The sequence below is a fragment of the Sphingomonas sp. Tas61C01 genome, from assembly GCF_052567495.1.
In genome coordinates, this window is sequence record NZ_CP199583.1 from 868552 (window position 1) to 891044 (window position 22493).

Annotated in this window: 20 protein-coding genes; 9 read left to right on the top strand and 11 right to left on the bottom strand. The window is 68.2% G+C overall.

What is annotated here, in order from left to right:
• Positions 1-91 precede the first annotated feature (91 nt).
• A complete protein-coding gene (locus ACT009_RS04075) occupies positions 92-1192 on the top strand; it encodes a glycerophosphodiester phosphodiesterase family protein (RefSeq protein ID WP_445193095.1) in 1101 nt (366 codons plus the stop codon).
• 132 nt (positions 1193-1324) lie between these two features.
• Here ACT009_RS04075 and ACT009_RS04080 read toward each other — a convergent pair whose 3' ends face one another.
• Complete coding sequence (locus ACT009_RS04080) at positions 1325-1906, bottom strand: DUF1989 domain-containing protein (RefSeq protein ID WP_445193096.1); 582 nt, start codon at positions 1904-1906, stop codon at positions 1325-1327.
• Complete coding sequence (gntA, locus tag ACT009_RS04085) at positions 1896-2609, bottom strand: guanitoxin biosynthesis heme-dependent pre-guanitoxin N-hydroxylase GntA (RefSeq protein ID WP_445193097.1); 714 nt, start codon at positions 2607-2609, stop codon at positions 1896-1898. Before gntA ends, ACT009_RS04080 begins: the two co-directional genes overlap by 11 nt.
• A 128-nt stretch (positions 2610-2737) precedes the next feature.
• On the opposite strand from gntA, the gene ACT009_RS04090 reads away from it, so the two are divergent.
• Together ACT009_RS04090 and ACT009_RS04095 are read left to right on the top strand one after the other, a co-directional pair.
• Positions 2738-3382 (top strand): peptidylprolyl isomerase, encoded by a 645-nt coding sequence (locus ACT009_RS04090; RefSeq protein WP_445194006.1) that lies wholly within the window; start codon positions 2738-2740, stop codon positions 3380-3382.
• Between the two features lie 4 nt (positions 3383-3386).
• The gene (locus ACT009_RS04095) at positions 3387-3767 is read left to right on the top strand and encodes a reverse transcriptase-like protein (RefSeq protein ID WP_445193098.1); all 381 of its coding nucleotides are present in this window, start codon (positions 3387-3389) and stop codon (positions 3765-3767) included.
• A gap of 2 nt (positions 3768-3769) precedes the next feature.
• Here the strand turns inward: ACT009_RS04095 and ACT009_RS04100 are convergent, their stop codons facing one another.
• Together ACT009_RS04100 and ACT009_RS04105 are read right to left on the bottom strand one after the other, a co-directional pair.
• Entirely contained in the window at positions 3770-3916 is a 147-nt protein-coding gene (locus ACT009_RS04100) for a lmo0937 family membrane protein (RefSeq protein WP_445193099.1), read from the bottom strand.
• Positions 3917-4022: 106 nt separating this feature from the next.
• Entirely contained in the window at positions 4023-4559 is a 537-nt protein-coding gene (locus ACT009_RS04105) for a CAP domain-containing protein (RefSeq protein ID WP_445193100.1), read from the bottom strand.
• Between the two features lie 363 nt (positions 4560-4922).
• Between ACT009_RS04105 and ACT009_RS04110 the strand changes: the two genes are divergently transcribed.
• The 3 genes from ACT009_RS04110 to ACT009_RS04120 all read left to right on the top strand — a co-directional run bounded on the left by ACT009_RS04110 (position 4923) and on the right by ACT009_RS04120 (position 7141).
• Positions 4923-5705 carry a PEPxxWA-CTERM sorting domain-containing protein gene (locus ACT009_RS04110; RefSeq protein ID WP_445193101.1) on the top strand — a complete coding sequence of 261 codons (783 nt, stop codon included), beginning with the start codon at positions 4923-4925 and terminating at the stop codon, positions 5703-5705.
• A gap of 81 nt (positions 5706-5786) precedes the next feature.
• Positions 5787-6770, top strand: a complete 984-nt coding sequence (locus ACT009_RS04115; protein WP_445193102.1) for a GGDEF domain-containing protein — start codon at positions 5787-5789, stop codon at positions 6768-6770.
• Positions 6771-6868: 98 nt separating this feature from the next.
• The gene (locus ACT009_RS04120) at positions 6869-7141 is read left to right on the top strand and encodes a DUF1488 family protein (RefSeq protein WP_445193103.1); all 273 of its coding nucleotides are present in this window, start codon (positions 6869-6871) and stop codon (positions 7139-7141) included.
• Between the two features lies 1 nt (position 7142).
• Here ACT009_RS04120 and ACT009_RS04125 read toward each other — a convergent pair whose 3' ends face one another.
• From ACT009_RS04125 to ACT009_RS04150, 6 genes are all read right to left on the bottom strand, one after another.
• A complete protein-coding gene (locus ACT009_RS04125) occupies positions 7143-9440 on the bottom strand; it encodes a putative bifunctional diguanylate cyclase/phosphodiesterase (RefSeq protein WP_445193104.1) in 2298 nt (765 codons plus the stop codon).
• A 71-nt stretch (positions 9441-9511) separates the two neighbouring features.
• Positions 9512-9817 (bottom strand): PilZ domain-containing protein, encoded by a 306-nt coding sequence (locus ACT009_RS04130; RefSeq protein WP_445193105.1) that lies wholly within the window; start codon positions 9815-9817, stop codon positions 9512-9514.
• The gene (locus ACT009_RS04135) at positions 9817-11424 is read right to left on the bottom strand and encodes a FecR domain-containing protein (RefSeq protein WP_445193106.1); all 1608 of its coding nucleotides are present in this window, start codon (positions 11422-11424) and stop codon (positions 9817-9819) included. Before ACT009_RS04135 ends, ACT009_RS04130 begins: the two co-directional genes overlap by 1 nt.
• A gap of 110 nt (positions 11425-11534) precedes the next feature.
• Positions 11535-12317, bottom strand: a complete 783-nt coding sequence (locus ACT009_RS04140) for a metallophosphoesterase (protein WP_445193107.1) — start codon at positions 12315-12317, stop codon at positions 11535-11537.
• A gap of 51 nt (positions 12318-12368) precedes the next feature.
• Positions 12369-14027 carry an MFS transporter gene (locus tag ACT009_RS04145; RefSeq protein WP_445194007.1) on the bottom strand — a complete coding sequence of 553 codons (1659 nt, stop codon included), beginning with the start codon at positions 14025-14027 and terminating at the stop codon, positions 12369-12371.
• A 291-nt stretch (positions 14028-14318) separates the two neighbouring features.
• Positions 14319-16694, bottom strand: coding sequence for a glycoside hydrolase family 3 N-terminal domain-containing protein (locus tag ACT009_RS04150; RefSeq protein ID WP_445194008.1), 2376 nt, complete (start codon positions 16692-16694; stop codon positions 14319-14321).
• A 127-nt stretch (positions 16695-16821) separates the two neighbouring features.
• Here ACT009_RS04150 and ACT009_RS04155 point away from each other — a divergent pair, with 127 nt between their 5' ends.
• From ACT009_RS04155 to ACT009_RS04165, 3 genes are read left to right on the top strand one after another with little or no spacing between them, the layout of a single operon-like run.
• A complete protein-coding gene (locus ACT009_RS04155) occupies positions 16822-18894 on the top strand; it encodes an alpha-glucuronidase family glycosyl hydrolase (protein WP_445193108.1) in 2073 nt (690 codons plus the stop codon).
• Between the two features lie 26 nt (positions 18895-18920).
• On the top strand, positions 18921-20156 hold the full coding sequence (locus tag ACT009_RS04160; protein ID WP_445193109.1) for an endo-1,4-beta-xylanase: 1236 nt from the start codon (positions 18921-18923) through the stop codon (positions 20154-20156).
• Positions 20157-20211: 55 nt separating this feature from the next.
• Positions 20212-20817, top strand: a complete 606-nt coding sequence (locus ACT009_RS04165; protein WP_445193110.1) for a hypothetical protein — start codon at positions 20212-20214, stop codon at positions 20815-20817.
• A gap of 4 nt (positions 20818-20821) precedes the next feature.
• Here the strand turns inward: ACT009_RS04165 and ACT009_RS04170 are convergent, their stop codons facing one another.
• Positions 20822-22480: a glycoside hydrolase family 43 protein gene (locus ACT009_RS04170; RefSeq protein ID WP_445193111.1), complete on the bottom strand. Its 1659-nt coding sequence runs from the start codon at positions 22478-22480 to the stop codon at positions 20822-20824.
• Positions 22481-22493: the final 13 nt, after the last annotated feature.

Consider the following 22493-nt stretch of genomic DNA (forward strand, 5'->3'; position numbering starts at 1 on the left):
GGCTCCCGTGGCTGGTGTCACCGAGCGGTCATATGCCGGGGCTAGCGCGCGATCGACGCCGATCAGCGGCCAGCCAGATCAGGAAGAACCAATGCCCGGCACCTTGACCCGCCGAACCGCGCTGACCATCATCGGCGGCGCGATGACCCTGCCGGCAACCACCACGGCCGCGGGCCGAGCGGCCAAGCCGCTGGTCTTCGCGCATCGGGGTGCCTCCGCGCTGCGCCCCGAACACACCCTAGCGGCCTATGCCAAGGCGATCGAGGACGGCGCGGATTATATCGAACCCGATCTGGTCATCACCCGCGACGGGGTGCTGGTCGCGCGTCACGAGAACAACATCGCGGACACCACCGATATCGCCTCCCGCCGCGATTTCGCGGCGCGGCGCACCACCAAGACGGTGGACGGCGCGGCCATCACCGGCTGGTTCGTCGAGGATTTCACGCTCGACGAGCTGAAGACGCTATGCGCGATCGAGCGGCTCGGCGCGGTGCGGCCCGAGAGCCGCAGCTATGACGGCCAGTTCCAGGTGGTCACGTTGGACGAGATCATCGACTTCGCCGCCGCCGAGAGCGCGGCGCGGCGGCGGGTGATCGGCCTCGTGCCCGAGCTGAAGCATTCGACCTATTTCCATTCGATCGGCCGCGGGTTCGAGGACGCGTTCGTCGAGCGGATCGGCGCACACGCCTATACCCGCACCGCGCCGGTCGAGATCCAGTCGTTCGAGACCGCCAATCTGCGCGTGCTCCGCAAGAAGCTCGGCAAGCCCGCGAACATCCGCCTGATGCAGCTGATCGCCGAACCCGCGACCCGCCCTGCCGATGTCGCCGCGGTCGGGGGGACGCTGACCTACGGTCGGATGATCACGCCCGCCGGCCTGCGCGAGATCGCGGGCTATGCCGATGTCGTCGCGCCGCAGATCCGCGCGGTGATCCCGGTCGGTGCCGACAACCGGCTGACCAAGCCGACGACGCTGGTCGCGGACGCGCAAGCCGCCGGGCTGCTGGCGCGGATCTGGACCTTTCGCCCGGAAAACCGCTTCCTCCCTGCGGACCTGCAAGGGCCGGGTGGCCCCGACGCCCGCCATCCGGAGGGATCGATCGAGGAGATGCGGCGCTGCATCGCCTGCGGGATCGACGGGTTCTTCACCGACGATCCTGCCTTGGGCCGCATCGCGGTGGACGGCTGAAGCCGTGCTCCTGCGCACGCAGGAGCCCAGGATAACGGACATCGACAATGTGTCCCCGCGAAGGCGGGGACCCAGTACTGGGCTCCCGCCTTCGCGGGAGCACAAGGACAGCGGATGTAAGGGCTTCGGCCCTCAATCCACCCGGTAGTGGATCGGCTTGAAGCTGCCGTTGTTCGATTGCAGCGCCGAGCACGCGGTCAGCCCGATCACCAGGTCCATCCTGGCTTCGAACACGATCGAATCGCCGGCCTTGCTCAACGGCGCCTCGACCGTGAACGCGCCGGTCGTGCCATCGACGGGGACGTTCATGAAGCAATTGAACGCGATCGGGATGCGATCGGGCAACACGCCCCAGGGCGCCAGTGCCGCGGCAAGGTTGCCGAAGCACCCGCGGTGGGGATCGGTATCGCCGTAGATGATCCGGAACGTGTCGGCGGAGCACGGCGTCAGCAGGAAATCATGCCGTCCGACATCGTCCTGCACGATCTCGAGCATCGGCGTCGACCGGTTGGAATACAGCACATCGCCGGTCGTCAGGTAGATCCGGTTGGCGTAATCGAGCGTCCGGCCGCTCGAAATCACCTCGTCCACATCGGCGAGCGAATAGGCCAGCAGATCGGCCACCTGTTCGCCACGCGGATCGATCACGGTCAGGCGTTGGCCGGCCTTCAATTCGAAGCCCGCGCCGCTGCGGGGCGGGATCTCATGCGTCAAGGCCGGGCTCCGTTTCGCGCCGGGCATAGGGGCAGGCCCAGGCGGAGTCGATCAGCCGCCCGCTATATTGCTGCGCCTCCGACGCGCTGCCGTGACGCGCGAGCATCGGGTTCGCCGACCCCGCCAGCGCGATGTCGCGCGCGATGATCGAATCACGCAGCTTCTCGTACCGTCCCTGCGCGCGCAGTTGTTCGAACTGGTCGTGAAGGTTGAACACCATCGCCGGCCGGTCGAACCGACGCGCCGGGCGGCTGGCATTGGGGTGGAGACCGACCACGAAGAACCCTTCGCCGCCGAAGCTCAACGAGAAATGCGGATCGTCGGGATCGCTGCTCACCCGCGCATCGGGTTCCTGGCCGAACCAGGCGTCCTTGTCGCTGAGCGACTGGACACGCTGCCACAGCGCCTGCTCGAAGCACTCCTCGGTCAGGTCGTCGGGACCTTCGAACAGCACCACGAGCGACTGGAACAGCGCCGGGTCGGCCTTGTAGTCCTGCGCCAACTGATACAGCGCGGGCCATAGTCGCAGGTCGTCCCAGCCGGATTGCAGATCGCGCGCGACCACGAACCGCATGGTTCCTTTCGCCAACGCCGCCTTTGCGCCGACGCAGGGGAACCCAGAATCGGTGACGAAATCGCGAAAACGTTCGGTCAGGGGATGGTCGTTATCCGCATAGGCGGGAGGGGTATCTAGAACAGTCATTGCCGGGCGAACGCGCAAATCCGCGCATCGTTTCCGAGCCTTGGGAATGCTTAATGTGCATCAGTACGATAGCCGGCGGCGGTCTTTGCCGTTTCGCGGGCGCCGGGCGGCGGGTAGCAAAGGGCATGATGATCCGACTCACCCTGCTGATCCTCGGCTGCGCGGCGCCGCTCGCCGCCCAGACGATCTCGACCGCCCCAACCGTACCGACGGTGCCGCCCCCTCCGCTTCCCGCCGCCCCCGTTCCCGCCGCCACCGTGCGGGTCGTGCTTACCACCAGCGAGGGGCCGATCACGCTCGCCCTGGAGAAGGACCGTGCGCCGATCACGACCGCCAATTTCCTGCGCTATGTCGATGGCAAGCGGCTCGACGGCATCGATTTCTACCGTGCGATGAAGCTCGCGTCCGACAACGGCCTGATCCAGGGAGGCGTACGCGAGGGCAAGCTGCTCTACCCGCCGATCGCGCTCGAGCCGACCAGCAAGACCGGGCTCAGGCATGTCGACGGGACGATCTCGATGGCGCGCGCGGCACCGGACAGCGCGCGGGCGGACTTCTTCATCATCGTCGGGCCGATGCCGTCGCTCGATTCGCAGCCTGACCAGCCCGGCGACAATGCCGGGTTCGCCGCGTTCGGCCAGGTCGTGGAGGGCATGGACATCGTCCGCCGCATCCTCGCCGCGCCGACCTCGCCGACCGATGGCGACGGGCCGATGAAGGGGCAGATGCTGCAGCCCAAGGTCAAGATCCTTACCGCCCGCCGCGTCCGCTGAACCGATGCGGTCGGCCCACGCGCGCCAGCGGATCTTCTTCGACGGCGGCTGCCGGCCCAATCCCGGGCGCATCGAGACCGCGGTGGTCGCGAACGGCGTCGCGCGGGTTAACGGCGACGCGGGTTTAGGCGACAACAACGATGCCGAATGGCTGGCGCTGATCGCCGCAGCGCGGCTGGCGCGGGAGCTGGGCATCGACGATGTCGAGTTCGTGGGCGATTCGGCGTTCGTCGTGGCGCAAGCGAGCGGCACCGGGGCAGGCCGGACCGATCATCTCGCAAACTACCGCGACGCGGTCGCCGGTTTCGCCAGCGTCCGCGTCAGGTTGGTGCCGCGCGCCAAGAACCTCGCGGGTATCGCGCTCGCGGCGCGGCACCCGCGCTGAGGCTATACCGCGCTGCGGCCGGTGAAGAGCTTGATGAGGACCACGACCACCGCGATCACCAGGATGATGTGGATGAGCCCACCGGCGACGTGCAGCGAGAAACCCAGGACCCACAGGATCAGCAGGATGACGGCAATGGTCCACAACATGGCAGCAACTCCAGCGACGCCGACCCGACGGGTCCGCATGCGGGCACAACCATGGGTCGTGGCAATGCGTTCCGGGTCGCACCACGCCGGATACGATTAAGTAGGATCAGTTCGCCGCGAACTGCATCCGCGATCTTCCGTCGACGGTGCGTGCGACATCGACGACGCACATCGTGCCGAATGCCGGGTGCGGCCCGCACGAGACCCCGGCGAAGTCGATATCGTCCGCGAACACCAGCTTGCGATGACCGCGGTCGGCCACGCCGTCGTCGACGATCAGTTGGCGAACGACATCGGCGGCGTTGTCCGACCCGTAGGTGATCACTTCGCCGACATAGATGCCGCCGCCACGCCGTCGCACGCGCGCGCCGGGATCCGATCCGTCGGCGCCGGCATGGCCGAGCGTGCCATCGGCGGCCTGTTCGGCACAATGATCGATCGCGGCCGCGCGCAGCAACTCGGCGGGGGCGAGCGGGCGACGCCGGCCCTGGCGCTCGAGATAATCGACCGCCTCGTCGACCGGCGCGACCCCTTCTTCCGTGAGGTAGCGTACTTTCATCCCCGGTGCGGCGACGATATTGCCTTTATAATAGCGGCGATAGTCGCGTAGATGCTCGGCATAGGCAGCCGGATCAGCACGCACGCGATTAATTTCGATTAGTACATTTCGTTCGAGCATTGTTTGCGCACGCACAGGTGAGGCCGCGGCGATCGACAGTCCGACCAATAAAGCGCTAGCGAATTTGCCTCGCATACCGACGCATCCCGAGTCGCCGGTCGTGTCCCTGCCTGATGCAATTGAGACGACGGCGCCGCTTTGCTTTTGCGCGCCGGGGTGGTAACGCTGCGTATTCGCAAATAGTTAACGCGAACTTGACTCTACTTCGTTGAACCAAAGTCCAGTCGGGACGTTGGAACGACAACGAAACGTTAATGCACAAAGGGGCGGCACGGAATGAAGGCGGCGCTACTCAGTAAAGCAGCCCTGTGCATCTGCCCTCCGGCAATGCTGGCGGCCACGACCGCCTATGTTCCGCCGGTTCGCAACGCGGTGCATCATGCGACCCGCCCGGCGCCCAAGGCGCAGCCGAACCGTGCGCGACCGCAGCGTACTGCTGCCGTTGCGGCACCGGTGCCCTGCCCGCCCGCTTTCGCCAATGCGCCGATCGTGCCGCAGTCGACCTTCGCGGCGGCGGTGCCGCCCGATGGCGTGACGAGCAATTATTTCGGTAGCCCGTCCTCTGTCGGTACGATCGTCGGCGGTGGCGTTCCCGGCAGCAATGTCGGCGGTGGTGGGCCGGGACCGGGCGGTGGACCCGGAACGGGCGGACCCGGCGGCGGGGGTGGCGAAACGCCCCTGCCCGCGGTGCCCGAGCCCGCGACCTGGTCGATGATGCTGCTCGGCTTCGGCCTGCTCGGTGCCGCGCTGCGCAGCCGCGCGCCCGCGAAGGTGCGGGCACCTGTTGGCGGCGCACGTCGTAGTGGCAGCCGCCATTCGTTGCGCCGGCGGCGGCGTAGTGTCGGCCTTGCCGGCGGCGGAATCCTGTGGAGCCTGCTCGAACCGGTCCAGGCGATGACCGCCGGGATCGGCGGCGGATCGAAGATGAGCCTGCTGGCGAAGGCGGCGATGTGCGTCTGCCCGCCCGCGCTGATGGTCACCGCGGTCGCGACGGTGCCGCAGGCACGAAAGGCGGTCTTCGCAGCTACCGCGCCGCAGGTCCCGGCCGGCGTGCCGGCGGCGATCACCCCGCCCTGCGACCCCAATATCCCGGTGGTGACCGGCGTCTAGGCGGGAATATCGCCGCCGGCTTGGAAAGCCGCCCTTTACGTTTTCGCGTTATCGAGCCTGATCCAATAGGCGGAGACGCGTGTGTTTGAACGACTGGGGCGAGCGGCGGCGGCGAACAAGGCGACGGCGGAGCCGGTCAACGATGTCGGCTTCGAAGCCGTCGCGTTCCTCGCCGAACAGCGGCTCGCCGCGACGCCGACCAATTACGAGCTCGCCTACCGCTATCGCATCGATCGCGACAGCGCGCTCGCGCGGGCGGTCGATGCGGTGCTGATGGCAGGCGAGCGCCTGACCCAGATCACCGCCGACCAGATCCGCCTCGCGCATACCCAGGCGCCGGGCGAAATCGACACTGCGCGCCAGGTACGTCACCAGACGCTCCAGCTCGCCGATCTTGCCGCGGGCGCGCTTGCGACCACCGGGCAGTTCGGCCGCGATCTCAGCGGCGGGCTGGCGGAGATCGGCAACGGCGCCGACACGGTCGCGATCGTCACCGCGATGGTCGCCTATTCGCAGACCACCGAAGCCGCACTCGCCGCCGCGACCCGGCAGATCGAGGCGCTGCGTCAGGAGGTGGAAGCCGCCAAGGGCGATGCCGCGCGCGACGCGCTGACCGGGCTCCACAACCGCCGCGGTGTCGAAGAGGAGATTCGCGTGCTCCCGGCGCGCGGCCAGGCCGCGCTTGCGATCTGCGACATCGATTTCTTCAAATCGATCAACGATCGCTACGGCCATGTCGTCGGCGACCGCGTGCTCCAGCTGGTCGCCACCTCGCTCAGCAAGAGCTGCGACCCGCATCTGGTCGCGCGCTGGGGCGGCGAGGAATTCATCATCCTGATGAACGGCGTCACCGTCGAGGAAGCCGCCGAGTTGGTCGACCGCGCCCGCACCGATCTAGCCGGCCGCATGGTCCGCCTACGCACCACCGACGAACCGATGCGCCCGATCACCTTTTCCGCGGGCGTGTCGCCGCTCCACGGCTGCAAGTTCGACGAGGCGGTGACCGACGCCGACCAGTTGCTCTACCGCGCCAAGGAAAGCGGCCGGAACAAGGTCGAGTTCTAGACCGAGCTTGCTTCTCGTCAGCTCCCGGGGAACAGGATCGCCGCTCGCGCGATTAGCAGCGTCGTGAGGCGCTACGCCTCGATCAGGAGCAGAACCACATGGCCGCAAACCGCCTCGACATCGATAACACCACGATCCTCGACAATGTCGACGAACGACAGGTCGAATTCGCCGGTGAAGTCGATGGCGACGAATATCAGTTCGCGGTGCAATACGACTTGCTCGAAGCGCTGAGCGGCGATGCGCCGGAGGACGATGCGGTCGACATGTTCAACCGCTTCATCGATCCGATCAGCGACGCCGCGCTCAGCGCCCTGGCTCGCGACGAATCCCAGTCGATGGTCGTCGTCAGCGAAAACGACCTCGAATAGGTCACGCCGCCAGCGCCTGATCCCCCCGGAGCAGCTCGACGAGCGCAGCGGCGGGGATCGGGCGGCTGATGTGATAGCCCTGCGCCATGTCGCACCCCGCGGCGCGCAGGAAGGCGAGGCAGTCGGCGTCCTCGATCCCCTCCGCCACCACCTTCAGCCCGAGATCGTGCGCCAGGTCGATCGTCGACCGCACCATGACTCCGTCCTTGTGATTGACGTGCGCGTGCTGGACGAACGATCGGTCGATCTTGAGTTCGGACAGCGGCAGCGTCCGTAAATAGGTCAGCGTGGATTGGCCGGTGCCGTAATCGTCCATCGAGATCCCGATCCCGAGATCGCGCAGCGCGACCAGCGCGGCGACCGCGGCCTGCGGGTCCGCCAGGGTCGCGCTTTCGGTGACCTCGAAGATCAGCCGGTCGATCGGTACATGGTCCTGCGCCAGCAGCCCGCGCACGTCGGCGTTGAAGCGCGTCGCGGTGACCAGCTTGGCGGAGATGTTGACCGCCGCGGTCAGATCGAGCCCGATCGATCGCCAATGCGCGAGGTCCTCGATCACCCGCGCCAGCACGAACAGGGTCAGCGGTGCGACCCGCCCGGTCTGCTCGGCGAGCGGAATGAAATGATCGGGGCCGATGAACCCGCGTTCGGGATGGCGCCAGCGCACCAGCGCCTCGACGCTCGCGATCCGATCCTGCGCCAGGGCAAGCTTGGGCTGGTAATGGACTTCGATCTGGCCGTTCGCCAGCGCGTCGTCTAGTTCGCCCATCAGCGACAGGCGGCGTTCCAGCACCGCCATGTCGGCGACGGTCTGGCGCCAGAACACGCCACCCTGCGCCGCGTTCTCCGCCGCCAGCGCGGCGCTGGTCAGGCAGGCGTCGGCGGCATCGCCCTGCCCGTCCGCGACCCCGATCGTCAGCGCGACGTCGACGCGTCGACCGGCAACCTCGACCGGCTGCAGCATCACGGTACGCAGGCCCGCCATCGCGTCGTCGACGGTGTCGCGATCGCCGAGTTCGAAGGCGAGCAGCCGATCGGTCAGGCGGAAGATCGCGCCGTCGCGGCTCGCCAGCCGCAGTCGATCGGTGACCCGCAGCACCAGATCGCGCTCGCCGCTATGCCCGAGCACCGCGACCAGGCTCTCGAGATCGGCAATATGCGCGACCGCAAGCCGCAGCGCCGGCCGAGCGGCGAGCGCGAGCACCATCGCCTTGCGGTTGCCGAGTCCGGTCTCCTCGTCGATCAGCTGCTGGTGACGGAAGCGCCCGAGCACATGCTGCGCATAGCGTCCGGCGAGCGTCGCCAGCAGCAGCAGCAGGCCGGCCGCGATCGGGAAGATCGTCGACGCCCCGCGCTGCGCCGCCAGCGCCGCGCCGATCAGCACCAGCGTCGCGACCAGCGACGTCACCGCGATATGGATTACCGTTCGCGCGCGCAGGATCGCGATCGCCAGCACCAGCGCGGCAAGGATCGGGATGGTCTCGCCGCCCGGCCTCGGCACGCCCGCGATCAGCGTCTCCGCGGCGAGCGCCTGGATGATCACACCCGGGATCACGCCCCAGCGCGGCGTCGCATAGCGATCGCCCATCTCCACCGCGGTCGCGCCGACGATGACGTCGCGCCCGGCGACCGCCGTCCGATCGAAGCGGCCGTCACGCACCGCAACGAAGCTCAGCCGCGGGATGGTGGCGGCGTCGATCGAATAGTCGATCGTGAAATCATCGTCGGCGGCGCCGGATCGGCCCGCGACATAGGCTGACAGCGAGGGGCGCGGGGTCGCGTCGGTGATCGTGCCGAACGGCGCCGCGCGGATCGTGCCGTCGGAATCGGGCGCGATGCTGACCGACTGGAGCGTCGCATGATCGCGCAGGATCGGGATCGGCAGCGAATCGATCTGGCGGGCGGCGCCCATCTGCGCTTCCTGAGACAGCGTCGCCAACGCAACCAGGCCGGGCGATCGCTGCAACGCCGCCGCGAACGCACGATCGCCGGCCGCGTCGGAGGGCGAGGAGAAGTCGACGTCGAACACCACCGACGCCGCGCCCGCCTGCCGTAGCCGATCGACCAGCCGCGCATGATTGTCGCGCGACCAGGGCCAGCGATCGATCGCGGCGATCGAGGCGGCATCCATCTCGACCACCGCGATCCTACCGCTGGCGGGATGCGAGAGCAGCTGGAAGCGGAGCGGATCGAGCGCGCGATCGAGTACGCCGGCGAATCCCGACAGGCTGGCCACGATCGCGATCGCGAGCGCGCTCGCCAGGATCAGCGCGGCATGATTGCGCAAGGGATTGAACGTCACGTCATTGCTCCGCCGGTCGTTCGCGTACGATGCAGCGATCGTCCTAAGATGACGTCAATTCCGGCGGCGCTTCAGGCGGGATCGCCGCGCTTGCGGACGATCGAGGTCGCGGCGGAGATCTCGCCGCTCGACAACGGCTCGACGAAGCGGACGCCGAACCGCTTGTCGGTTTTCCACGCGACGTTCGCCGCGCGCGTCCAGCCGCAGCATACCAGCGCCATCAGGTTTCCGGGCGCGACCTGCGCCAGCCCGTGGACCAGCGCGCCCCGCGGGGACACGTCGAGCACATGCACCCGCGCCGGATCACCCCCGGTGTGGAGGGTCGCCGGCTGGAACACCTTCAGGCGCGGCTCGCTGCGTCGCGACGGGGTGGCCATCAATGCCCCCCCGGCAGGGGCGGCAACAGCTTGTCGAGCGCGGCCTTGGCGAGTTCGGCGGCGACATCGATCGCATCCTGCGTAGCTTTCGCGGCGGCCTTGGCGGCATCCTCGAGGACCTTGGCGGCATCCTTAGCCGCGTCGTCCGCGGCCTTCTTCGCGTCGTCGGCATCCTTGGCGGCCTGCTTGGCCGCGTCGTCGGCTGCCTTCTTCGCGTCGTCGGCGTCCTTGGCGGCCTGCTTAGCCGCGTCGTCGGCGTTCTTCGCAGCGTCCTTGGCCGCCTTGTCTGCGTCTTTTGCCGCCTTGTCGGCGTCCTTGTCCGAATCCTTAGCAGCCTTGTCCGCTTCCTTGTCCGAGTCCTTCCCGGCATTGTCGGCCTTGCCGCCGTCCTTTTCAGCGTCCTTTGTCGCCTTTTCGGCGTCCTTGGCAGCCTTTTCGGCGTCCTTGGCGGCCCGATCCTGCGCCTTGGCGAGATCGTCTGCCGCCGTCTTGGCGTCGTCGGCCTTGTCCTTCACGACAGTAGGGGCGGTATCCTTCGCCGGCTGGGACACCGCGGCGTCCGGCTTCGGAACATCAGATGTCGGTGTGGTCGCGACCGGGTCATTCTTTGCCGGCGAGCCGATCACCGGCGCATCGGCGACGACCACGGGCAATGCGGCCGGCGGCGCTTCGGCCACCGCTGCGGGTGTCGGCGTGGACTGTACCGTCGGCGCGGCGGGCTGCGCCCCGGCCACCGTGACTGGAGCCGGCATGGGCTGCGCTGCGGGCGCGGCCGGCGTCGGTGCGGCGGTTTCGAGCTTCACCGCCGCGACCAGCATCGCGGGCGCCGCCGCGGTGGTCCCGGTCATCATCCCGCCGGTGATCGAGGCAAGATCGACCGGCTTCGAGGAGATCGCCTCGCCGATCGTCTGGCGCCCGGCGTCGACGGCGACCGCGTCCGCCGACTGGACCGGGGTCGGGGTCGCCTGGCTGCTCAACGGCGCGGCGGCCGGCGTGGCGGCTGCCGGGGCGTCGGCGGGGCGTCCGGGCGAATCGATCGTCCGTGCGCTGTCGCCCTGGACCTGGAGACGGAACAGATCGCCCGCTCCGATCGTCGCGACCGCGCCCGGCCGGATCAGGTCCTTCGCGCCGCCGTCGAGAGTCGCGACCTCGACCGCACCCTCGACGACCTGCAACGACGTGCCGGTTCCATCGACCGTGACCGAGAAGGTCGTGCCCTTCACGACGGCCGCGAGGTACGGCGTCTTGACCCCGAAGTGCGGCGTCTTCAGCTTTTCGATGCGGAAGATCGCGTTGCCGATATTCTGGATGATTTGGGTGAAGCCGCTCGCCTCCTGCACCGCCGGCACCGTGACTCGGCTGTTGGCGCTGACCGTCACGAAGTCGCGGTCATGCACCAGCACCGCGCGTCCGCCCGCGCCGGTCACCACCGCATCCCCCGGCGCCAGGACCGCATCGCGGACTGCGGGGCGCAGCTCCGCGCCACGCCGCACCGACACCGCACCCGCGGCCTCGGAGATGCGCCAGGTGAGCGATTGCGCCATCGCGGCATTGCTCGTCGTGGCGAACAACAGCGCGGCGCAGAATCCGGCGACGATTTTCGGCATAAGACACCCTTCCTCAGGCATCTTGCTTACGATGTCTTTGCGACTAACTTCTCACCGAAGGTCGTTAACGCGGGCCGAGCTTGACCCAGGTCAAGGAAGTCGCTGTCCGATCATACAAAATCGCGGTCGTCGGTCGCCTCCAGCGTCCATTGCCGATCATCCTGAAGGCCGAGCGCGGTCAGCCGGCCATAGCGATGCGCGCCGGTATCCAACCCAATCCGGTTGCTGCCGAGCCTGACCGCGGGATCGATGGTGTGGCCGTGAACGATGACCTTGGCATGCCGCCGGCGGCTGGCGAGGAACGGCCGGCGGATCCACAGCAGATCCTCCTCGACCTGTTCGTCGAGCGCCACGCCCGGCCGGATCCCGGCATGGGTGAAGAAATAATCGTCGAGATCGTACGAGGTAGGCAGCGCATCGAGCCAGTCGATCATCTCCGGCGCGATGCACCGCCGCACCGCCGCCAGCACGCGATCGGGCTCATCGCTCTCCAGAGCCGCGGGATCGGCGCCGAGGCCGAGCAGAGTCGCGACGCCGCCGAACCGCAGCCAGAGCGCCAGCGCACCGGGGTCCCCGTGCCAGGCGGCGACCATCGACGCCTCGTGATTGCCCTTCAGGATCACCAGCCGCGGATCGCTTGCCCCCGCCAGCGTCAGCAACAGCCCCGCCGCCGCCGGGCCGCGATCGATGAAGTCGCCGAGCAGGACGATCGTCACATCGGCGCGCGTGCCGGCTTCGTCGTCACGCGTGGCCGAATCCGCCTCGATCCGGTCGAGCAGCAGCTTGAAAAGCGCCGCCTCGCCATGGATGTCGCCGACCGCATAGACGCGCCGCCCCGCCGCCAACGTGGCGGGACGCAGGCTACGGGCGACGAGGGGCCACAGAATCGACATCGCGCCCCGAATAGGTCGTGGAGGTAAAAATCCAATAGCGTCCGACCGCAATCAGTCGTGGAGCGGACGCCGGAAGGTTTCGGGTAGCAGCATCAGCCCGACGATCGCGGTCACCGCGCAGGCGACGATCGGATACCAGAGGCCGTAATAGATGTCGCCGGTCGCGGCGACCATCGCAAAGGCGGTCGTCGGCAGGAAACCGCCGAACCAGCCATTGCCGATATGATAGGGCAGTGACATCGAGGTATAGCGGATCCGGGTCGGGAACAGCTCGACCAGCAGCGCGGCGATCGGGCCGTAGACCATGGTCACGTAGAGGACCATGATCGCAAGGATCGCGACCACCATCGGGCGATCGATCCGCGCGGGATCGGCCTTCTCGGGATAGCCGACGCCCGCCAGCGCCGTGCGTACCTCCGCCCCGAACGCCTTGATCGCTGCCGCCCTGTCCGGGCCGTGAACGGTTGCGGGATCGACCACCGGAATGGTCGTGCCGCCGATCCGGATCTGCGCCACGTCGCCCGCGGAAGCGGCGACGTTGGCGTAGGAGATACCGGCCTTGGCGAGGAACGACTTGGCGATGTCGCAGGAGCTGCCGTCGAACTTGTTCTTGCCGACCGGATCGAACTGCACCGAGCATTCTGCCGGGTTCGCCACCACCGCGACCGGCGACGCGGCCTGCGCGGCATAGAGCGCCGGATTGGCGGCGCGCGACAATGCGTGGAACAGCGGCATGTACGTCAATGCCGCCAGTGCGCAGCCCGCGAGGATGATCCACTTGCGCCCGATCCGATCGGACAGCCAGCCGAAGAACACGAAGGCGGGCGTCGCGATCAACAGCGCGATCGCGACCAGGACGTTGGTGGTCGCGCCATCGACGCGAAGGTTCTTTTCGAGGAAGAACAGCGCGTAGAACTGGCTGGTGTAGAACACCACGCCCTGCCCCACGACCGCGCCGAACAGCGCGATCAGCACGATCTTCAGATTGCCCCAGCGCGCGAACGCCTCCGACAACGGCGCCTTCGACGTCTTGCCTTCCTCCTTCATCTTCTGGAATACCGGGCTCTCCTCGAGCTGCATGCGGATCCATAGCGACACCGCGAGCAGCGCGATCGAGACGAGAAACGGGATCCGCCAGCCCCACGCCGCGAACGCCTCCTCGCCGAGCAGCGTGCGCACGCCGATGACGATCAGCAGCGCCGCGAACAGCCCGAGCGACGCGGTGGTCTGGATGAAGCTGGTGAACAGCCCGCGACGGTGGGCCGGGGCGTGTTCGGCGACATAGGTGGCGGCGCCGCCATATTCGCCGCCGAGCGCCAGACCCTGCAACAGGCGTAGCGCGACCAGGGCGATCGGCGCGGCGACCCCGACCGTGGCGTAGCTGGGCAGCAGCCCCACCAGGAAGGTCGACAGGCCCATGATCGCCATGGTGACGAGGAACGTGTTCTTGCGCCCCACCACGTCGCCGATCCGCCCGAAGACGAGTGCTCCGAACGGCCGCACCGCGAATCCGGCGGCGAAGGCGGCGAGCGCGAAGATGAAGCCGGTGGTCTCGTTGACGCCCGAGAAGAACTGCGCCGTGATGATCGTCGCGAGCAGCCCATAGAGGTAGAAATCATACCATTCGAACACTGCGCCGAGCGACGAGGCGATGATGATCAGCGGCTGGCTCTGCTTGCCGTGATCGGGCGCGGTGGCGTGCGTGGCGATGGCGGCGTCCTCTCGGGTTTCTGGGGTTTAGAGCGGAAGTTGGGCGGGGTTGCTAGGGGGTGGACTTGGTTCAACCCGTTCTCTCGCTCAAGCCCAACCCGTTCGCCTCGAGTAGCCGTCGAGCTCGTCGAGACGGCGTATCGAGAGGTGCTCTCTTGAGGCGGTGTCTCTCGATACGGGCTCTCGACTGCGCTCGATCCCTGCTCGAGACGAACGGAGTTGGGGTGAAAGGGCTTGGTTCATGCGAAGGCGCAAAGGCGCGAAGATGAGAAGCATCCCACAAGCACCGAATCAGCCGATCTCCAGCACCGCCTTTTTCAGATCCACCGAATTCGGCCCCACCAAGATGTCGAACATTCCCGGCTCGACCACCTCTTCCAGATCGACATTCCACATCCGGAACGCCGCCGGGCCGAGCGTGAACTTCACCGTGCGGCGTTCGCCCGGCTGGAGGGTGACGCGGTCGAACGCCTTCAGCTCCTTCACCGGCCGGGCGACGGAGGCGACCTGGTCGTGGACATAGAGCTGGACGACCTCGTCACCAGCGCGACCGCCGATGTTGGCGATATCGACTTCCACGGTGACCGTCCCGGCAAGCCCGATCTTGGGCGAGGACAGCCGCGGCGCGCCGATCTCGAACTTGGTGTAGCTGAGCCCGTGCCCGAACGGGAACAGCGGCGCAGTGCTCGCGAACAGATAGCCGCGGCCCGTGGAGGGTTTGGCGTTGTAGTAGAGCGGCACCTGTCCGACCTCGCGCGCGACCGTCACCGGCAGCTTTGCGCCGGGGTTGATCCGCCCGAACAGTGCCTCCGCCATCGCGGTGCCGCCCTCCTGTCCCGGATACCAGCATTCGAGCACCGCATTGGCGCGCGACACCACCGTCGGCCAGCTCGGCGGGCGGCCGTTGATCGCGGCGATGACGATCGGCTTGCCGGTTGCCTTCAGCGCGTCGAACAACGCGGTCTGATCGCCCACCAGATCGAGTTCGGTACGGTCGCCGAGGTGATTGGCGGCGAAGCCTTCGCGGCTGGTCTGCTCGGTATCGCCGATCGCCAGGATGACGACGTCGGCGGTCGCCGCCAGCGTCGCGGCTTGGGCGATCAATTGGCGGTTGCGCGCCGGATCGGCGAGACGCACCTCGTCGTCGGAGCGGTCGTCGCCCTCGACGATCAGCGCACCCGGCGCGTGGACGATCGTCGCACTGCCGCCGACCAGCGTCCGGATTGCTGCGAGTAGCCCGATCGCATGGCGCGGCTCCGACGAATAGCCGCCGAGCCGTGCGATCTCGGCATTGGGGCCGATCACGGCGATCCGGCCCTTAGCCGCCAGCGGCAGCGTGCCGTCGTTGGTCAGCAGGCACATCGACTTACGGGCGGCCTCGAGCGCGAGCGCCTGCGCCTCGGCGTTGCCGGTAAGCCGCGCCGCCGCGCGAGCGTCGGCAAACGGCGTTTCGAACAGCCCGGCTCGGAACTTCAGCGTCAAGATGCGCGCGCACGCCTGGTCGACCGCCGCTTGCGCCACCGTTCCGGCACGGACCTGCTCGGCGAGGGTGCGGTAGGCGATGCCATCGGGCAGTTCGCTGTCGACCCCAGCGGCGAGCGCGAGCCGCGCCGTCTGGCGCCGGTCCCCGGCGATGTGGTGGATGCGCTCGAGCTCCTCGACCGCGCCGTAATCGCTGACGACGGCGCCGTCGAAATGCCATTCGCCGCGCAACACCTTGCCGAGCAGCCAGCGGTTGGCGTGCGACGGCACGCCGTCGATCTCGTTATAGGACGGCATCACCGCCGCGATGCGGGTCCGCTCGACCACCGCGCGGAACGGTGGGAAGAAGGATTCGCGAAGCTCGCGCTCGGCGATCGGTGCGGGGGCGATGTTGTTGCCGGCCTGGGGCTGGCCGTGGCCGGTCATGTGCTTCAGCGTCGCGAACACCTTGCCCGGCTGCAGCGTCGCGCTGTCGCCCTGCAGCCCGCGCACCGCGGCGACGCCCATCTCGCCGCACAGGAAGGGGTCCTCCCCGAACGTCTCCTCGATGCGGCCCCACCGCGGATCGCGCGCGATGTCGACAACGGGGGACAAGGTCAGGTGGCTGCCGTGCGCACGCACCTCGCGGCCGATCACCGACTGGACACGATACATCAGATCGGGATCGAAGCTGCCGGCGAGCGCGATCGCCTGGGGGAACATCGTCGCGTCGGGCGCCATGTAGCCGTGGAGCGATTCTTCATGGAACAGGATCGGAACGCCGAGCCGGGTCGCGCGCGCCCAGCGCTGCGCCGCGTTGACGAACGCGATCGTCGAGGCGCTACCCCGCCAGCGCGCGCCGGTGCCGCCGGCGACCTCGGACACTTGCGGCCCGCCGCGGCGGTCCGAGGGGCGGGTGATCTGGCCGATGCCGTTCGGATAGGCCGCGCTCGCCTTGGCAGGATCGAAGTCGAGCCCGCCCGAGGCCATCACCTCGGACTTGGTGGCCCATAGCGCGATCATCTGCGCGACCTTCTCGTCGAGCGTCATCCGAGCCATCAGATCGCGGACCCGCATATCGACTGGCGCGCGCGGATCCTTGTAGATCGTCGGCACGCGTGCCGCGGCCGGCAGGAAGGCGAGCATCGACGCGCTCGCACCCAAACGGAGCAGATCGCGGCGGCTCCTCGCCCCGCGGCGCGTCATTGAATCGGCCAATCCAGGATCCTCTCGTTCGGCGTGGCATTGCTCCTGCCACCGCGCATATGGTAGCGATATCATGGTGGAGGGATGACGCGGCTGTCAACGCCGCGGTGCCTCGCGAGGAGAGGATATGCGAAAATCGGCCCTGTTCGCCACCCTGTGGCTTGCGCTGGCAAGCGGACCGGCATGCGCCGATGGCGGCTATCGCCTGTGGCTCCGCTACGGTGCAACGACCGTGCCCGCCAATGCCGTTGTCGTGCAAGGATCGTCGCCGATGCTGGCGGCGGCGGCGGCGGAACTGCGGCGCGGCTTGCCGGTAGGCGCCGGGCCGGTGCTGCTCGCGAATGCCGCCGATCCCCGCGTCGCCGCCTTACGGTTGCCGGTCGCCGGCTTGGGTGACGAAGGGTATCTGGTGCGGTCGGTGACCCTCGACGGCCGGGCGGTGACGCTGGTCACCGCCAAGGACGATCGCGGCATCCTCTACGGTTCGTTCGCGCTGCTACGGCATCTCGACAGCGGCGGCTCGGCCGCGATGATCGATCTGAGTTCGACGCCGACGATCAAGCTGCGGGTGCTCAACCATTGGGACAATCTCGATGGCCGAGTCGAGCGCGGCTATGCCGGGCAATCGATCTGGGACTGGTGGAACCTGCCCGACGACCGCGACCCGCGCTATTTCGACTATGCCCGCGCCAATGCATCGATCGGCATCAACGGGACGGTCCTCAACAACGTCAACGCCAAGGCCGAAAGCCTGACGCCGCGTTACATCGCCAAGGCCGCGGCGCTCGCCGACATGTTCCGGCCCTATGGCATCAAGGTGTACCTGTCGGCGCGCTTCTCGGCGCCCGTGGAGCTCGGCGGGCTGACGACCGCCAACCCGAAGGACCCGAAGGTCGCCGCGTGGTGGCGCGCCAAGGCGGACGAGATTTACCGCGAGATCCCCGATTTCGGCGGTTTCCTGGTGAAGGCCAACAGCGAGGGCCAGCCGGGCCCGCGCGATTACGGCGCGAGCCATGCCGATGGCGCCAACATGCTGGCCGCGGCGGTGCGGCCGCATGGCGGCATCGTGATGTGGCGGGCGTTTGTCTATGCCGATACCGACCCCAACGATCGCGCCAAGCAGGCCTATGACGAGTTCAAGCCGCTCGACGGCCAATTCGCGGACAACGTCATCGTCCAGGTCAAGAACGGCGCGATCGACTTCCAGCCGCGCGAGCCGTTCCATCCGCTGTTCGGCGCGATGCCGCGGACGCCGCTGGCGATCGAATTCCAGATCACGAAGGAATATCTCGGCTTCGCGAGCCACCTCGCCTATCTCGCGCCGCTGTTCAGCGAGACGCTGGACGCCGACACACGCGGCCGTGGCAAGCAGGTGACGGTCGCGCAGGTGGTCGGCGCCCACCAGCTATCCGCCATGGCCGGGGTCGCCAACATCGGCAGCGCGCGCGACTGGAGCGGGACGACCTTCAACCAGGCTAATTGGTACGCGTTCGGCCGGCTCGCCTGGGACCCGACGCTCAAGCCCGAAACGATCGCGCGCGAATGGGCGGCGCAGACCTTCGGCGCCGATCCGCGCATCGTCGATCCGGTGGTGCAAATGATGATGAAGTCGCGCGAGGCGGTCGTGGATTATACCGGTCCGCTCGGCCTCGCGCATCTGATGGCGACGGGGCATCATTACGGGCCGGGGCCGTGGGTGTCGGAACTCAAGCGCCCCGAATGGAACCCGGTCTATTATCACCGCGCCGACCGCGGCGGGATCGGCTTCGATCGTACCAGGACCGGCAGCAACGCCGTCGCGCAATATTCGCCCGCGATCGCGAAGCTGTACGCCGATCCGCGCACCACGCCTGAAGCCGAGCTGCTGTGGTTCCACCACCTGCCCTGGACCTATCGGATGCCTTCGGGTGCGACGCTGTGGGACGCGATGGTCGCGCATTACGATCGCGGCGTCGCGACGGTCGGCGAACTTCGACGCGAGTGGGACGCCCTGCGGCCGCTCGTCGATGACGAGCGCTGGACCAAGACCGCGGCGATGCTGGCGACACAGGAGCGCGAGGCGATCTGGTGGCGCGACGCCAGCCTCGCCTATTGGATGTCGCTAAACCAGCTGCCGCTGCCCGCCGGCGCGCGTGCACCCGCGCACGATCTCGCCTGGTACAAGGCGCAGAGCTTTCCCGATGCACCGGGCAACCCGTAATGACCTCGACTGGCGAAGGAACGAAGATGGAGATCACCCGGCGCAACGGGCTCGTGATGCTGGCGGGGCTGGCCGCGACCGCCTGCGGCAGCGATGGGCGGGCCGGCGTGACGCCGATCGCCGCGGCGCCCCCGGCCCCGCCCCTGCCCACGCCTAGCCCGACGCCGACCCCGACCGCCTCGCCGACCGCGGCGGTGCTCGACCCGCCGAGCCTCCAATCGGTCGCCGCAGCGAAAGGGCTGCGGATCGGGTCGTGCTTCGCTTGGAGCGATCGCAACGCCGATCGCGGATCGTTCGCCAATCCCGACTATGCGCGGCTGCTGACCCGCGACTGCGGCATCCTGGTGCCCGAGAACGAGCTGAAGTGGCAGGCGATCCGCCCTAGCGCGACCAGCTTCGCGTTCGACCGATTCGACGCGATGATGACGTGGGCGGAGGCGAACGCGCTGCCGGTCCGCGGCCACAACCTATTGTGGCACCAGCCCAAATGGATGCCGTCCTGGGCGGAAAGCTACGACTATGGCGCCAATCCGCAGCGCGAGGCGGAGCGGTTGCTGGTCGAGCATGTCACCACGGTGTGCCAGCGCTATGGCAGTCGCATCCACAGCTACGATGTCGTCAACGAGGCGGTGAACCCGAGCGACGGTACGCTTTACCAGACCGCCTTGTCGCGCGCGCTCGGCGGCGCCGAGCCGACGCTCGACCTCGCGTTCCGAACCGCGCGCGCCACGGCGCCGGGTGCGCAGCTGGTCTATAACGACTATATGAGCTGGGAGCCGGGCAACGCCAATCACCGGGCCGGCGTGCTGAAGCTGCTCGACGGCTTCAAGAAGCGCGGTGTGCCGGTCGATGCGCTGGGGGTGCAATCGCATCTCGTCACGCAAGGGGCGGACGCGAAGGGCACCGCGGCGGCGCTCGGCGGCGAATGGCGGCGGTTCCTCGATGCGGTGACCGCGATGGGCTATGGCCTGGTGATCACCGAGCTCGACGTCCGCGACAACAACCTGCCCGCCGACGTCGCGGTGCGCGACCGTGCCGTCGCGGACTTTACGCAGGCTTATCTCGACGTCATGTTCGCGTATCCGGCGGTGCGCGACGTGCTGCTGTGGGGCATGAGCGATCGATACAGCTGGATCGAAGGCTTCGAACCCCGCAGCGACGGCGCGCGACGTCGGCCATGCCCCTATGACGACGCGTTCGTCGCCAAACCGATGCGGGCGGCCATCGCCGCCGCCATCGCCGCGGCACCGGCGCGACGCTGAGGTTCAACTGTCGGACCATGCCGTAGATGCGTGGCCGGCCCTACAGGAGAGGAAGATGAAGTCAGTCTTGTTCGCCGCCACGTTGCTGGCGACACTCGCATCCCCCGCACTCGCCCAGACTGCGGCGGCCCCGGCCCCCGCGCCCGCGCCCGCTGCTGGCGGCAACGTGCTCGACCGCGCGATCAACCTGCCCGGCACCAACTGGTCGGTTTACGGCCCCAACCAGAAGGCGAAGGTGATCGCCACCAAGGGGGTTCCGGGCGACCAGGCAATGCATGTCGAGGTCACCGCGAAAGGGGCCAATCCGTGGGATGTCGGTGCCCTGTCGCCGATCCAGAAGGGGATCGCCGCGGGCGACGCGATCCTGGTCGCGGTATATCTGCGCGCCCCCAATCTGAAGGAAGGCGAGACCGCGGACATCTCCTTCCTCGGCGCGACCGAGGCGGCGGAGCCCTATGGCAACATCGCCCCGGGCAACGTCTCGATCGGCAAGGAATGGAAGCTCTACTACGCGTCGGGCAAGTCGCCCAAGGCGTATGCGCCGAACACCGCACGGGTAACGGCGCACCTCGCCGGCGCGAAGCAGGTAATCGAATTGGGCCCGGTCTTCGTGCTCGATTTCGGGCCGAATTACGATCTCGCCAAGTTGCCGAAGAACTGAACCGTCAGCGCGCCGCGCGGGCAAACGGGCCGATCATCGTACCCGTGAACCCGCCGGCGCGCGCGGTGCTGAGGATCGTGCCGTCGACGTCGTGTGCCACGACCCGCCAGCCGCCCTGCGCTAGCGCGTAATCGAGATCGTAGCGGCCGTCCCTTGCGGTCACCCGCAGCCGGATCGGGCCGGTCGACGTCACGGGCACCAGTGCCAGCGTGCGGCCGATCGCCGGCTCGCCCGGCGCAGCGCGTGCGAAGGCACGGACCGCGCGCCTGCCACGGTCGCTGGTCAGCCCGATGCCGAGGAAGTGATCGTCGTCCTGCACCGCGGCGAGCCCGGCTTCGGACCCCTCGACCGGGTCGAACGTCACCGACGTCGTCACCACCGCATCACGGTGGGCCTGGCGACGGGCGACAAAGGCGGGATGGCCGTGCGCGCCAATCGCCTCGCCGGGCAGGATCGACAATGTGCCGTCGCCGACGCGCCAGCGCGGCGTCGTGGTCGCGCGCATCGTCATCCATTCGCGCCCGAGCGTCGTGCCGTCGAACCCGTCGCGGACGCTGAAGCTGCCCGTCATCGGCGGCGCGGCGGGGCCGCGCGGCAAATTCGGCGCGCGCGCGATCCGCGGGATCGGCTCGCCGTGCGGCAGGATCGTCGGCCAGCCGTTACGCCACGTCACCGGCAGCAGGAACGTCTCGCGCCCGATATTGTAGAGGTCGCCCTCATAAGGACGGGTGGCGAGGAAGGTCGCCCACCACTCGCCGTTCGCGAGCTGCACCAGATCGGCATGCCCTGCCGAGGTGATCGGCGCGGCGCGCGCAGGATCGAGGTCGCGCTGCGTCAGGATCGGGTTCACCCCCGCCGGCGCGGGGCGATACGGGCCGTCGGGGCGGTCGGCGCGAAACACGACCTGGCTATGCGCAACCGCGGTGCCGCCCTCCGCCGCGGTGAGGTAATATTTGCCGCCAACGCGAAGGATGTGGGGCCCCTCGATCCACACCGGCCGCGCGGCGGGATCGACCCCGCCGTCGACGATCATGGTGGGATTGCCGAGCATCTTCAGCGCGACCGGATCGAACCGCTCGACCCACAGCGCGCGGTGACCATCGTAGCGCGGCTTACCGACCGGGGCGCGGTTGTTGACGATCCAGGCGGTGCCGTCGTCGTCGAAGAACAGCGACGGATCGATACCCTCCACGCTCGGCAGGAACACCGGATCGGACCAAGGCCCGCGCGGGTCCTTGGCGGTAATGACAAAGTTGCCGCCGCAATCGACGCAGGTGGTGACGATGTAGAAGCGGCCTTCATGGTAGCTGATGTCGGGCGCGAAGATCCCGCGCGACATGCCGAGCCTGGCGAAATCGAGCTGGGTCGGGCGATCGATCGCGTTGCCGATCTGGCGCCAGTGCACCAGGTCACGGCTGTGGAACACGGGGACCCCCGGAAACCAGGAGAAGGTGGAGTTGACGAGGTAGAAATCGTCGCCGACGCGAGTGACGCTGGGGTCGGGATGATAGCCCGCGAGCACCGGATTGCGGTAGCTGCCGGCGGGCACCGCCGTGCCGTCGGTGCCGCTGTAGTCGAGCCAGTCGAACCGGGCGCTGCGATCGACCGGTGCGGCGCCGACCAGCGCGAGCGATGCCAGCGTGATGATCGTGTAGCGCTGCATCGGCGTGTCTCCT

Coding starts and splice junctions, on each gene's coding strand:
- ACT009_RS04075 (WP_445193095.1), top strand. CDS start 92: ATGCCCGGCACCTTGACCCGCCGAACCGCGCTGACCATCATCGGCGGC.
- gntA (WP_445193097.1), bottom strand. CDS start 2,609: ATGACTGTTCTAGATACCCCTCCCGCCTATGCGGATAACGACCATCCC.
- ACT009_RS04090 (WP_445194006.1), top strand. CDS start 2,738: ATGATCCGACTCACCCTGCTGATCCTCGGCTGCGCGGCGCCGCTCGCC.
- ACT009_RS04095 (WP_445193098.1), top strand. CDS start 3,387: ATGCGGTCGGCCCACGCGCGCCAGCGGATCTTCTTCGACGGCGGCTGC.
- ACT009_RS04100 (WP_445193099.1), bottom strand. CDS start 3,916: ATGTTGTGGACCATTGCCGTCATCCTGCTGATCCTGTGGGTCCTGGGT.
- ACT009_RS04110 (WP_445193101.1), top strand. CDS start 4,923: ATGCTGGCGGCCACGACCGCCTATGTTCCGCCGGTTCGCAACGCGGTG.
- ACT009_RS04120 (WP_445193103.1), top strand. CDS start 6,869: ATGGCCGCAAACCGCCTCGACATCGATAACACCACGATCCTCGACAAT.
- ACT009_RS04130 (WP_445193105.1), bottom strand. CDS start 9,817: ATGGCCACCCCGTCGCGACGCAGCGAGCCGCGCCTGAAGGTGTTCCAG.
- ACT009_RS04135 (WP_445193106.1), bottom strand. CDS start 11,424: ATGCCGAAAATCGTCGCCGGATTCTGCGCCGCGCTGTTGTTCGCCACG.
- ACT009_RS04140 (WP_445193107.1), bottom strand. CDS start 12,317: ATGTCGATTCTGTGGCCCCTCGTCGCCCGTAGCCTGCGTCCCGCCACG.
- ACT009_RS04150 (WP_445194008.1), bottom strand. CDS start 16,694: ATGACGCGCCGCGGGGCGAGGAGCCGCCGCGATCTGCTCCGTTTGGGT.
- ACT009_RS04155 (WP_445193108.1), top strand. CDS start 16,822: ATGCGAAAATCGGCCCTGTTCGCCACCCTGTGGCTTGCGCTGGCAAGC.
- ACT009_RS04160 (WP_445193109.1), top strand. CDS start 18,921: ATGGAGATCACCCGGCGCAACGGGCTCGTGATGCTGGCGGGGCTGGCC.
- ACT009_RS04165 (WP_445193110.1), top strand. CDS start 20,212: ATGAAGTCAGTCTTGTTCGCCGCCACGTTGCTGGCGACACTCGCATCC.
- ACT009_RS04170 (WP_445193111.1), bottom strand. CDS start 22,480: ATGCAGCGCTACACGATCATCACGCTGGCATCGCTCGCGCTGGTCGGC.